Origin of the sequence: Mycobacterium montefiorense, assembly GCF_003112775.1 — a bacterium.
In the GTDB taxonomy this organism is placed as follows: Bacteria; Actinomycetota; Actinomycetes; order Mycobacteriales; family Mycobacteriaceae; genus Mycobacterium; species Mycobacterium montefiorense.
This window is the reverse complement of sequence record NZ_BFCH01000007.1, coordinates 218,984-230,999: the sequence shown is the minus strand read 5'-3', so window position 1 is coordinate 230,999 and position 12,016 is coordinate 218,984. Positions and strand designations below refer to the sequence as shown.

The following is a 12,016-nucleotide window of genomic DNA, read 5'->3' as shown; positions in this document are numbered from 1 at the left end:
TACGTGACATCCGGAAATAACTTCAATGCAAATGATGCCGTTGTGCTATACCTGAGGCGCTATCCGGGAAAGAACGAAGAAGAATTCAATCTACACTATGGCTCGGCGAGAGAATACGCGCATGAACAGGTGCAACTATTACTCAAAGAAGCGATGCGGATCGAGCCTGACTGGAATCGCCTTACTCTAAATGAAGCCGGCGATTACATCGAATCTGTGATGCAGGAACGGCATCCAGATCTCACATCGGAAGCGCTGGAAGCAATCGGTAACTACTACACCTTCCTGATGCGCTGAGCTTGAGGCCTGGGGCGGTAGGCGAAAGGTTCCGTTGTGTTCTTCCGTTCGGTTGACCAATCGAGAAAGTCGCACTACTTCAACGACTTGCAGATCAATCCAGACTGTCGCTGGAAGAGATGGTGCAGAAGCTTCGGGGAGAGCGCGTAAATCTCGAAAATACCCCACGAGTCATCCCGATACTGCGCCCCGCCCGGGTCCTCCCCAGCGACGAGCCACGCGCTAGCTGCAGTGTGGCTAGTGTGACGACGGCAGACCAGCGGTTGGCCCGTCGCAGGAATTTGCGTTGCACTCGCGGGCGTTGGTTGTCGGCAGACCAAAGATCAACGGCGGCAGATAGGGAAGAGCATGAAATTCGGGATCGCGACGTTCGTCAACGACCACACCATCGACACGGTATCGCTGGCACGAGCGATCGAAGAGCGGGGTTTCGCATCGCTGGTCATCGCCGAACACACCCACATTCCGGCGAGTCGGGAGTCCGCCTATCCAATGGGTGGCGAGCTGCCGTCGATCTACTACCGCACCCTCGACCCCTTCGTGACGCTGGCCGCGGCGGCAGCGGTGACCTCATCCATCGAGTTGTTCACCGGGATCGCCCTGCTGATCGAGCGCGATCCGATCATCACCGCGAAAGAGGCTGCCAGCATCGACCTGATCTCCGGTGGCCGCTTCGTGTTCGGCGTGGGCGCCGGCTGGAACATCGAGGAATTGCGCAATCACGGCACCGATCCGAAGACGCGCGGCGCGCTGCTCGACGAACGCATTGAGGCCATCAAGGCGCTATGGACCACCGAGCCGGCGGAGTACCACGGCAAGTACGTCGACTTCGACCCTGCCTACCTTCGCCCCAAGCCGGTTCAAAAACCGCACCCGCCGATCTTCATCGGCGGCGATTCGGATGCCACCGTCAAACGGGTGATTCGCCACGACGCCGGGTGGATATCCAACCCGCTCCCGGTTGAGCGGCTCACCAAACGCGTTGATCAACTGCGTGAGGGCAGCGGACGCGATGTTCCACTGGCAATGTTCGGCACGCCGGCCGACCCCGGCTATTGGGACGCTGCCCGGGACTTGGGTTTCAGTCGACTCGCACTGATGCTGCCCACCAACCCACTGGACGAATCGCTTCGGTTGCTCGATGAGTACGCCGCAAAGGTAGGCAGCTACTCCGATTGAGGTGGTTCGACCCGTTCGATCGCGGCGGACGCTGAAACTGCGATCCCAATAATCCGTCGGCAGGCCTGGCCGATGGCCTTTGGGCCGTCCCACAAACCTTCGACAGGACAGCGTCGTCGATCTGTAGGAGGATGGTCTGATGCGGGGAATTCTTCTTTTGCTTGCAAGCTTTACTGCAGTAGTTGCCCTGGCCGTGCCGGCTCAGGCCGACCCCAGCCCGGATGCGAAATTTCTGGCCGCGCTGACCAAAGCCGGCATCACCTATCAGACCCCGAGCGTCGCGATCAGCGTCGGCAAGAGGGAATGCGCACTGATGGACCAGGGCATGCCCGAGGGGGACGTCATCAGGACGGTGTCGGAGAGCAACCCGGCATTCAAGGGGAACGCCGCCGTCGAGTTCACGACGATCGCAGAAGACGCCTACTGCCCTCAGCACGAAGGCGAATCAGCTGCCCAGCCGGCACCGCCTCCTGCATAGCTGAAGCCGATAGCCCTGTGCGGCAAACTATTTCGTAACTTATTGCTGGGTGCGGCTGATGTGGCCCGTCGGCCGCGTCCGCAATTGCGCTGGTAGGCTTTTGAATCCGTGCAAGGTCACCAACTCGAGTGGTTCGGGCTGCTCGCGCAGGCTCAAGCCGGGGAACCGTTCGAATAAGGTGCGAAGGGCGATGACGCCCTCTATTCGCGCCAGGGCCGCGCCGAGACAACCGTGTATGCCGGAACCGAACGCCAAATGTTCTCGCGCGTTGGGTCTGGTGATGTCGAACCGCCCAGGGTCAGTAAAGACGCCTGGGTCGCGGTTCGCGCCGCCCATCAGTAGCACCAACATCGCGCCGGTGCGGATGTGTTCGCCAGCGATCTCAACGTCGCGGCGAGCGGTGCGTACGAGCATCTGCACGGGGCTTTCGAACCTTAAGATCTCTTCGATGGCAGCCGGCCAGAGTCCCGGATCATCGCGCAACAGCGCCAACTGCTGAGGATGTTTGAGCAGCAGAACGATCCCGTTGCCGATCAGGTTCACTGTCGTCTCGAACCCGGCGCCGACCAGAAGCGCTGCATTCGCAGCGAATTCGCGGTGGGTCAGCTCGCCGCCGGCGGCCACCCGGCCGAACGGATCGTCGCCCGAGTCAGCCGCACGCGCCCGTTCGATGAACTCGGCGGCGTAGCGGTCGACCTCGCGCAGATGCTCGATGGCGTGCCGAAACGTCTTCCAGTTGGTACCGAAATCCAGCAGCGGCGCCAAGCTATAGCCCCATTCGCGCACTTGTGGGCGTGCATCGGTTGGTAGACCGAGGATCTCGGCGATGACGGCCACCGGTAGTTCCGTCGCGAAGTCGGCGACCAGGTCGGGTTGCGACTTCCGCTCCAAATCGTCGAGCAGTTGCGCCGTGATCTCTTCGACTCGAGTGTTGAGCCTGTCGATGGCTCGAGGTGTGAAGCTCTGCGCGAACAGGCGTCGATAACGGGTGTGATCGGGCGGATTCGTCATCACCATCGCCGGCCGCTCGACGGGATTGGGCAGGCCCGGATCACTTCGGGCGAGCAATGCCGGAATTGGCTGGGGGAGAGGCGCGTTGACGAGATTGGTGGCCCCGAACGCGCCGTCGCGCAGTACCGTGCGGCAGATTTCGTGGTCGGCGCTCACCCACACGAATGGCCGTTGTACCAGCCGCCCCTGAGTCCTGATGTCTTCGACGAGCCGATACATCTCGTCTCCGCCGGCACGGCCCAGCAGAAACCGGGCCAACGGTTGTCCGCGGCGAGCCTGCACCGTCAGGAATGCGCGCGGCGCACCGTACCTCGCCACCCAGCGAGCCCAGATGCTCGTCCGCACAGCGATTCCCCTTCGGCGGCCGCGATGTCGTTTGCGGGAACATATCACCGGCGTCCGTCGTCCGCCGCTCGGGCTGGACCATGCCAGCTGGTCAAGATTGGCCGGGGGCCAGGAATTTCCGGACTAATTCGGTTGCTCAGTACGAGCCGACCAATAACGGACGCACGCACTTTCAGTGAGTGTCGCTCCAGCGATCCAGCGACGGCTGTACGTCGGGGCAGAATGTCGCGACGGCGGCCCCCATGATCATGCCCGTCTGTCCGGCCGCATAGCCATTGCTCGCCTCCGTCGGGTAGATGGTGTCCTGGTCGCGAAGTGGTCTATATCTTGGCGGGCACGTAGCTCGTCCGCCCGCCGTCGACAACGAACTCCGCTCCGGTGGCGTATGCCGACTCGTCGCTGACCAGGAACACCACAAAGGTGGAAACCTCGCCCGGCGCGGCACCGCGCCGCAGCGGAATGGGTTGCATGAATTCTTCGGTGACGCCCTGGCTTAACGGGGTGTGCACCAGGCCCGGGTGGATGGAGTTGACCCGGATGTTGTGTTGGGCCAATTCCACCGCGGCCGATTTGGTAATGCCGCGCAGGCCGAACTTGGCGGCCACATAGCTATGCAGGTGGGCGCTTCCAGCCAATCCCTCTACCGACGAGATGTTGACGATCGATCCGCCGCCGACGGCGATCATTGGTTCGATCGCCGCTCGCATACCCAGGTAGGCGCCGGTGAGATTGACATCGAGGACTCGCTGCCAGTCGGACAGCGAGGAGCCGCGCAACGAACCGAGCTTGACGATCCCGGCGTTGTTCACCAGCGCGTCCAATCGCCCGAAGCGGCTCACCGCCGCATCAACGGCCTGGTCCCACTGATCCGGGTCCGCCACGTCCAGATGGACGAAATGAGCTGATTTCCCGAGCTTTTCGGCGACTGCGCAGCCAACGTCGTCGAGGACGTCGGTGATCAGAACGCAGGCGCCCTCGGCCACCAGCGCATCCGCATGGGAAGCACCCATGCCGCGGGCACCGCCGGTGACCAGCACTACCTTGCCTTCAACGCGTCCCGCTCGTCCCATGGCGGGTTACCGTACACCCGATCGAACTGCGCAGCGGGTACCCTCCAACGCCATGGCGGGGACACGATGAGCGCAGGTCTCTTCGGGCTCCTCGACGACGTCGCGGTTCTGGCACGCCTGGCGGCGGCCAGCGGCCGCGCGACAGCCAAGGCGGCCGGCGTGATCATCGACGACACCGCCGTGACGCCGCAGTACGTGCACGGCATCGCCGCCGAGCGCGAGCTGCCGATTATCAGGCGGATCGCGATTGGATCCCTACGCAACAAGCTCTTGTTGATCCTGCCCGTCGCGATGTTGCTCAGTCAGTTCGCGCCCCGGCTGGTGACCCCGATCCTGATGCTCGGCGCCGTCTATTTGTGCTACGAAGGCGCGGAGAAGGTGTGGGGGAGTTTCCGCGGTCATCACGCCCACGCAGCGCCGGCGGCCGAGAATGTCCTGGTGGCCGGGGCAGTCCGGACCGACTTGGTGCTGTCCGCCGAGATCATGGTGATCGCCCTGAATGAGGTCGCCGACCAGGTGTTCCTGCCGCGGTTGATCATCCTGACCGTGGTTGCCCTGATCCTCACCGTGGCGGTCTACGGCATCGTGGCCGTCATCGTCAAAATGGACGACGTCGGCTTGCATCTCACGTCGACCGGATCCCGAATCGGCCAGCGACTCGGCCGGGGCTTGGTCGCGGCGATGCCCCGACTGCTTTCAGCGCTCTCGGCCACCGGGATGGTGGCGATGCTCTGGGTAGGCGGACACATCTTGCTCGACGGCGTCGATCACTTGGGCTGGCACGCACCGCGGGGCCTGGTTCACCACGGCGAGCATCAGGTTGGCCATGCCGTCGATTCCGTTGGTGGCGCGCTGGCCTGGCTGCTCAATGCCGGGGTGTCCACGGCGATCGGGTTGATCGTCGGATTCGCTGGTTTCGCGGTCGTTCAGCTGCCGTCACGGGTCCGGCGAGGTCGTTAGGGCCCGCTACCGACCAGGTTGTTGTGCTGCGGGCAATAGGCGTGTACCGAGATGGTCACGTACGCCTCGGCGTCGCTGGCAAGTGCGGGGTTGCTCGTCCGGAAATCTGCGATTATCTGCTGCACCGTCATGCCCAGACGGATGTTCTCGCACACCATCTTGCCGTTGTAGATGGCGGCGTCGGGATTGGCGAAGGAGATTCCCCGGTCGTTGAGGGACTGAACGTACTTGTTGTCCTGATCCGGCGTCGACACGATCGATGACGGCGCAGCCGTCGATGCCGTCCTGGGTGTCGTGGGGGCTGCCGTTGATGTCGGCGCCGCGGTCGGTGGGGGCGCCGCGACTTTCGGAGGCGGGGTCAACAGCGAACGCCCCAAGACAATCGCGCCAGCGATCACGAGCCCGGCCGCGAGCAGAGCGGCGGCGGTGCGCCAGGTCGACCGCCACGATTGGCGCTGATTCGCCTTTTCGGGCGGCGTTTCGACGTCGTCGTCGCGGGACCACGCCAGGCCGGCCGAATTCGCCGAAGTGGCGGCCTCGGGCTCCGCGGAAGTGGGCGCGGCAGCTGTCTCGTCCCCGCCCAGCCCGGCAGTCTTGTCGGTAGCTGGTACCGGCTCGGACATGACGGCCATGGTAGCGGCCGTCAACGACGACTTGGGGAGCTAGTCGGGCGCCCGGGTGCCGAGCAGCTCACGGACCTGCGGACGCGTGCCCTCAGACCGAAGCAGGAAACTCGCCGGCCGCGGTCGCACCCGCAGTGGCCACCAGAACCAGCGTCCGAGCAGCGCGGCGATGGATGGCGTCATGAATGCGCGCACGATCAAGGTGTCGAACAGCAAGCCCAGACCGATCGTGGTGCCGATTTGGCCGATCACCATCAGGTCGCTGACGACCATCGAGGCCATCGTGACGGCGAATACCAAGCCCGCGGCCGTGACGACCTTGCCGGTACCGCCCATCGCCCGAATGATGCCGGTGCTTATACCGGCGGCGAGTTCTTCTTTCATTCGTGAGACGAGAAGCAAATTGTAGTCAGATCCGACGGCCAACAGAATGATGACGGACATCGGCAATACGAGCCATTCCAGCCCGAGCCCGATAATGTGCTGCCACAGCAGCACGGACAATCCGATGGATGCCCCCAGCGACGTTACGACGGTACCCACGATCACCATGGCCGCCACAAAACTCCGCGTGATCATCAGCATGATGGCAAAGATGAGGCAGAGCGACGCAATCCCGGCGATCATGAGGTCATACTCGGAGCCATCTTGCAGGTCTTTGTACGTCGCCGAGACGCCTCCGACGTAAATATTGGTGTTCTCCAGCGGCGTCGACTTAAGTGATTCCTCGGCCGCATTCTTTATCGCTTCGACGCGCGCGATACCTTCGGTGGTTGCGGGATCGCCCCGATCCGAAATGGTCATGCGCGCCGCTTTCCCATCCGGCGACATGAACAGTCCCATAACCCGCTGGAAGCTTGGGTTCTGGAAAACCTCCGGCGGCAGGTAGAACGAATCATCATTTTTCGCGGCGTCGAACGCTTCGCCCATCTGCGTCGAGATGTTGCCCTGCGAGTCGGCCTGGCCGATGATTCCGCTCATGGTGGAGTGCATCGTCAGCATCATGGTGCGCATGCTCTTCATGGTTTCAATCTGAATCGGGAGCTCTGCGGCCAGTTTCGGCATCAAGATGTCGATCTTGTCGACGTCTACGACTAGTTCGCCCAGTTTGTCGTTGATCTCGTCGATGCCGTCGAACGAATCGAAAAGAGATCTGATCGCAAAGCAGACCGGAATGTCGTAGCAGTGCTTTTCCCAGTAGAAGTAGCTACGGATCGGCCTCAAAAAATCCTCGAAATTCGAAATCTGATCTCGGATCTCACCGGTGATTGCCTGAATGTCGTGCGTCCTGCCGGCCAGGTCATGGGTCACGGCGTTCAGCTGCAGGATTAGGTGGTACAGCGTTGTTGTGATTCCGATCGTTTTGTTCAGCTCTTCGGCCTGCGTGAGCATGTCGTTCATGCGGGCTTTTTGATATTCGAGATTGACCAGCTGACTCGCGTTCATAACGCCGAACCGGAACGGGATGGTCGTATGTGCCATCGCGGTGCCCGCCGGCCGAGTGACAGATTGCACTCGAGAAACACCAGGAACCGCGAGGACACCCTTGGCCAATCGCTCCAACACCAGAAAATCGGAGGGATTACGCATGTCGTGATTGGCCTCGATCAACACGAACTCGGGCAACATCCGGCCCAGGGGAAAGTGCCGACTTGCGGCCGCATATCCCTGATTCGTCGGGAGGTCGTCGGGGAGGTACACGCGGTCGTGGTAGTTGGTGGTGTATCCCGGCAGTGCCAGCAGGCCGACCAGAGTGACCGCGCACGCCGCGGCGAAAATTGGTCCCGGCCAGCGCACTACTGCCGTGCCGATCCGTCGCCAGCGCCGCACCGTGATCCTTCGCGCGGGCTCGAACAGGCCGAATCGGCCACCGACGGCCAGCACGGCAGGAACCAGCGTCAGCGCAATCGCGACGGCAACCAGCATGCCCACCGCGCAGGGGACACCGATCGTCTGGAAATACGGCATCCGGGTGAAACTGAGGCAGAAGACCGATCCGGCAATCGTCAAGCCGGAAGCCAAGACGACCTTCGCCGTGCTCCGGTACGTCGTGTAGTAGGCCGTTACCGGATCTTCGCCGGCCTGGCGTGCCTCTTGATAGCGGCCGACGAAAAAGATCCCGTAGTCGGTCCCCGCCGCGATCCCGAGAGTGATCAGCAAATTGACGGCGAAGGTGGAAAGGCTGATGGCGCCGACATTTCCGAGGAATGCGACGATTTGGCGCGCGACTTGCAGCTCTATTCCGACCATCAGCAACAGCAGGACGACGGTGCCAATAGATCGGTAGACGAGGAGCAACATCGCGAAGATCACCACGAGGCTCACCACGGTGACCTTGAGGATCGTCCTCTGGCCGCTGTGATTCAGGTCCGAGATGAGCGGAGCGGGGCCGGTGACGTAGACCTTGACTCCCGCCGGTGCGGGCGTGCGCTCCACGATCTTGCGGACGGCGTCAGCTGATTGGTTCGCCGTGCTGGTGCCTTGGTTGCCGGCGAGCTTCAGTTGCACGTACGCGGCTTTACCGTCCTCGCTTTGGGCGCCACCCGCCGTGACTGGGTTGCCCCATAAATCCTGGATGTGCTGCACATGCCGCGGGTCGTTTCCCAATTGACGGAGCAACTGGTTGTAGTAGTGGTGAGCGTCGTCGCCCAGCGGCTGCTCGCTCTCCAGGACGATCATCGCTAAGGCGTCCGAATCGGATTCGTTGAAGTCCTGGCCCATCCGCTGCATGGCCTTGATCGACGGCGCATCTTTGGGGCTCAGCGATACCGAGCGCTCCTGCTCCACTCGCTCGAGCGAGGGCACGCCGATGGTCACGATGACGGTGAGAGCCAGCCACGCCAGGATGATGGGCACCGACAACAGATGGATCGTCCGCGCGACGCGGGGCGTACGACGTCCGCCGTTCACGCGTTGATCGGTCATGCGGCCCTCAGGCGGCAGAAGTTGTCGACGTTCACGTCGGATGTGGTCACGGTCGACCACGCCCTCCACCCCGGTGCGCCAGCAGCTGCTGTCACTATTGCTCGTCTCCTCTGGTGATGCAGTCGCCCCGCCCCGAGAGCAGGTGATATCCACGCAAGGCTTCCAAAGTCTCTCATTGATGCATCGGTGGCGACAGGAAACCTATTACACCTGACCGTAGCGGCCCGGTTTCGCGCGCGCCCGACAGGGCTGTGACCTGCGGTAACCATTTGTGTCTATCAGTTGCATGGCGGCACCTCTGATGGACCAGTAAGTTCGCGGGCAGGCTAATCGGGGCTTGTTTGCGCGCGGAGTTCGCGCGAGGACGGGATGTCAATGCATTGGGCGATCACCGGCGCGACCGGGTTTCTCGGGGTTCACATCCTGAGCGAACTCCTCCGTGAGGACGATACGTTCACCTTGCTGACTAGGCCGCAGTCCGACCCGGTGCTGCGCATCCATAAGGCTCTCCCGCTCGCGGTCACCGACGGGCTGGTGTGGACCGAGGGCGAGCTGCGCGAAAGATTCACCGTCGTGCCGGTGGATCTCGCCGCGCCCAAGCTCGGGTTATCGGATCAACAGTTCCAGAACCTTGCCGACAGCGTTGACGCGATCCTACATTGCGCCGGAATCATCGAGCTGGACGCCGATCTCGCCGACCTTCGATGTACGAATGTCGGCGGTACCACGCGCATCCTTGAACTGGCCGAGGCCGGGTCGCGGGAGCCGGATCTGTTCCATGTGTCGACCGCCTTCGTCGCCGGCCGGCGCCGGACGGGTCTCATCTACGAGACCGAGCTGCGCGACGACCAAGGATTCGAGAACAACTACGAACAGTCCAAATTCGAGTCCGAAACGCTGGTGCGGGAGTGGGCGCGGCGCACCGGGCGCCGGGTCGTGGTGTTTCGGCCGAGCGCCCTGATCGTCGAGCGGCCGCCGCATCCGGACTTCCCGTTGCACCCGCTTTCGTTTCTTTCGACGTCGGCAGACAGCGGGATGCGCCTGTTCTCGGTTTCCGGACGACCGTTGCGCACCAATTTGTCGATGCGCCTGCGAGGTGATCTCAACGGCCACTTGAACTACATGCCGGCCGACGAGGCTGCCGACGAGATGGTTCGGCTGATGCGGCTGGCACCCGATGGCCTGAGTAGCTTCCACGTCGTTCACCATCACGACGTCGCGGTGCAAACTCTGGTCGAACTTTTCAACGCCGTGTCTCCGATCCCCTTGACGCTGGTCGAGGGACCGATTGAGAACCCCAATCTGCTGGAACGCCGCCTGCGGTGGGCCAGCGGATTCATGCCCTACCTGGAGCACAGCCGGACCTACGACACGACCGATGCCCGAGCGGTGATCGGAGAGCCGCACCGCCGGACGGTTGTCGACTTCGACTACCTGCTGGGAAGCGTGGGGCGGTACAAGCGCTACTTCACGGTGAAATCCGAACCGCGCCAGCCCCGCGAGTCGGCGCCGGCGGTTGAACCCCTGGTATCGATTGGGCGTCCCTTCGATGTGACTGCCCACAGCGCCGACGAGGTTCGTCCCACGCGAGGGTTGACATTCATCGTCACGGTCGGACGAAGCGGATCCACCGCACTGTCGCGAATCCTCAGCGCGCACCCGGATGTGCTCAGCCTCAACGAGTTCTACCTGTCGGTGCGTGCTTCGTCGGCGGCCGATCACGTCCTGTCGGGTGAGCAGTTCTGGCGGATGCTGGCTGAGCCGCACCCGATCTTCGATTCGATGGTCCGGGGCGGTTCGGCCATGCCGGAGTTCATCTATCCACGACTGCAGGGGACCCGGTTCGATGCGAGCACGACCGGGATTCCCGCGATCTCCATGATGACGCTGCCGCATCTGACGTCGGACCCCGACGCCGTGTTCGATGCCCTTTCCGCGGAGGTTCCGTCGTGGCCGGAACAGAACTCGCGGCTGCACTACGAGCGTCTCTTCGCTTGGCTGGCAACATATTTCGGCGGTACTGTCGTCGTCGAGCGGTCGGCCATGTCGCTGAGCAGTGTCCCGTGGTTACGCGAGACGTTTCCGGACGCGAAGTTCGTGCACCTATTCCGGGATGGTCCGGACACGGCGGTTTCGATGAGCGACCACACCGGATTTCGCTTGATGGCGCTCATTCAAGACGCGCTGGAGCTGCTTGATCTCGATCCGGAGCGTCGCCATCCCGGGCTGCGGCTGGATCCGACGGCGATACCGATCGAGCTTGCCTCTTTGGTCGGCAACACCTGCGAGGTCGAATACCTGATGGGTCAGAACATGCCCGTCAGCCGATTCGCTCGTATGTGGAGCGAGCTGATCGTCACCGGCGAAGCCGAACTCGCCGATCTGAATGCAGACCGTTATCTCCCGCTGTCGTACGCCGACCTGGTGGCCGATACCCGGTCATCGCTGGCGCGGCTGGCGCGTTTCCTCGACGTCGACGCGGACCCGAAGTGGCTGGAATTCGGCGCTAGCGTCATCGACCCGAGGTTTACCGGCGCCTCTAATCGGTTGTCCGCGCAGGAACTACAGGCAGTCATCGAAAGCTGCGCTCCCGCCGTGACCCGTCTCGCGGAACATGCCGTTGCCGCAGCAGCCAACGAAATTGGGGCGGCCCGGTAGACGGCGCAGTAGGCTGCGGCCATGGCGATCGACCGTGCCGCGCTTATCGCGGGCAGTATCCGACTTGCTTCAGGTGTCCACTTTCTCGTCGATCCGCTGGGTGCGAACCGGCTCTGGGGCGACCCTGGGGAGCCGACGCCGACGGCGCGACTGCTGTTGCGATCGATGGGCTACCGCGACGCATTGATCGGCGGGCTGCTCGCGACGGCGGCGCTGCGCGGCAAGAACACCCGCGGCTGGTTCCTGGCGTCCGGCGGAGCCGATGCGGCCGATCTGCTGGGCGGACTCAGTGTGCATCAAGAACTCAAACGCTCACAGCAGCTGATCGGCCTGGGCGGCGCCGTCATCGGAATCGGCGTTGGATTGTGGGGCGCGGCGCGGCCCGCACCTAGAGCGGCGGAGACGTTGGAGGACTGAGGCCCGCCGCGAGCCCGGATGGGGTTGACTGGTGACCGTCAATCGGGGAAGGG

Annotated in this window: 10 protein-coding genes; 6 read left to right on the top strand and 4 right to left on the bottom strand. The window is 63.0% G+C overall.

Annotated features, from left to right (window positions below; all coding sequences use genetic code 11):
- Positions 1-3: 3 nt before the first annotated feature.
- From DB708_RS04730 to DB708_RS04720, 3 genes are all read left to right on the top strand, one after another.
- Entirely contained in the window at positions 4-297 is a 294-nt protein-coding gene (locus DB708_RS04730; RefSeq protein ID WP_108920794.1) for a hypothetical protein, read from the top strand.
- Between the two features lie 348 nt (positions 298-645).
- The gene (locus tag DB708_RS04725; protein WP_108920793.1) at positions 646-1,476 is read left to right on the top strand and encodes an LLM class F420-dependent oxidoreductase; all 831 of its coding nucleotides are present in this window, start codon (positions 646-648) and stop codon (positions 1,474-1,476) included.
- Between the two features lie 139 nt (positions 1,477-1,615).
- A complete protein-coding gene (locus DB708_RS04720) occupies positions 1,616-1,954 on the top strand; it encodes a DUF732 domain-containing protein (RefSeq protein WP_108920792.1) in 339 nt (112 codons plus the stop codon).
- Between the two features lie 39 nt (positions 1,955-1,993).
- Here DB708_RS04720 and DB708_RS04715 read toward each other — a convergent pair whose 3' ends face one another.
- The gene (locus DB708_RS04715; RefSeq protein WP_108920791.1) at positions 1,994-3,310 is read right to left on the bottom strand and encodes a cytochrome P450; all 1,317 of its coding nucleotides are present in this window, start codon (positions 3,308-3,310) and stop codon (positions 1,994-1,996) included.
- A gap of 320 nt (positions 3,311-3,630) precedes the next feature.
- Positions 3,631-4,380: a glucose 1-dehydrogenase gene (locus tag DB708_RS04710; protein ID WP_108920790.1), complete on the bottom strand. Its 750-nt coding sequence runs from the start codon at positions 4,378-4,380 to the stop codon at positions 3,631-3,633.
- 66 nt (positions 4,381-4,446) lie between these two features.
- Here DB708_RS04710 and DB708_RS04705 point away from each other — a divergent pair, with 66 nt between their 5' ends.
- Positions 4,447-5,340, top strand: a complete 894-nt coding sequence (locus DB708_RS04705) for a DUF808 domain-containing protein (RefSeq protein ID WP_108920789.1) — start codon at positions 4,447-4,449, stop codon at positions 5,338-5,340.
- Here DB708_RS04705 and DB708_RS04700 read toward each other — a convergent pair.
- Both DB708_RS04700 and DB708_RS04695 read right to left on the bottom strand, forming a co-directional pair.
- Positions 5,337-5,963 carry a DUF732 domain-containing protein gene (locus DB708_RS04700; protein WP_235616625.1) on the bottom strand — a complete coding sequence of 209 codons (627 nt, stop codon included), beginning with the start codon at positions 5,961-5,963 and terminating at the stop codon, positions 5,337-5,339. The genes DB708_RS04705 and DB708_RS04700 overlap by 4 nt on opposite strands.
- Before the next feature lie 39 nt (positions 5,964-6,002).
- On the bottom strand, positions 6,003-8,888 hold the full coding sequence (locus DB708_RS04695; RefSeq protein ID WP_108920787.1) for an MMPL/RND family transporter: 2,886 nt from the start codon (positions 8,886-8,888) through the stop codon (positions 6,003-6,005).
- Between the two features lie 369 nt (positions 8,889-9,257).
- Here DB708_RS04695 and DB708_RS04690 point away from each other — a divergent pair, with 369 nt between their 5' ends.
- Entirely contained in the window at positions 9,258-11,546 is a 2,289-nt protein-coding gene (locus tag DB708_RS04690; RefSeq protein ID WP_108920786.1) for an SDR family oxidoreductase, read from the top strand.
- A gap of 21 nt (positions 11,547-11,567) precedes the next feature.
- The gene (locus DB708_RS04685; RefSeq protein WP_108920785.1) at positions 11,568-11,963 is read left to right on the top strand and encodes a DUF4267 domain-containing protein; all 396 of its coding nucleotides are present in this window, start codon (positions 11,568-11,570) and stop codon (positions 11,961-11,963) included.
- Positions 11,964-12,016: the final 53 nt, after the last annotated feature.

Bases quoted from the DNA above. Each gene is read 5' to 3' on its own strand.
- DB708_RS04700 (WP_235616625.1), bottom strand. From the start codon at position 5,963: ATGTCCGAGCCGGTACCAGCTACCGACAAGACTGCCGGGCTGGGCGGG.
- DB708_RS04725 (WP_108920793.1), top strand. From the start codon at position 646: ATGAAATTCGGGATCGCGACGTTCGTCAACGACCACACCATCGACACG.
- DB708_RS04720 (WP_108920792.1), top strand. From the start codon at position 1,616: ATGCGGGGAATTCTTCTTTTGCTTGCAAGCTTTACTGCAGTAGTTGCC.
- DB708_RS04695 (WP_108920787.1), bottom strand. From the start codon at position 8,888: ATGACCGATCAACGCGTGAACGGCGGACGTCGTACGCCCCGCGTCGCG.
- DB708_RS04705 (WP_108920789.1), top strand. From the start codon at position 4,447: ATGAGCGCAGGTCTCTTCGGGCTCCTCGACGACGTCGCGGTTCTGGCA.
- DB708_RS04710 (WP_108920790.1), bottom strand. From the start codon at position 4,380: ATGGGACGAGCGGGACGCGTTGAAGGCAAGGTAGTGCTGGTCACCGGC.
- DB708_RS04685 (WP_108920785.1), top strand. From the start codon at position 11,568: ATGGCGATCGACCGTGCCGCGCTTATCGCGGGCAGTATCCGACTTGCT.
- DB708_RS04690 (WP_108920786.1), top strand. From the start codon at position 9,258: ATGTCAATGCATTGGGCGATCACCGGCGCGACCGGGTTTCTCGGGGTT.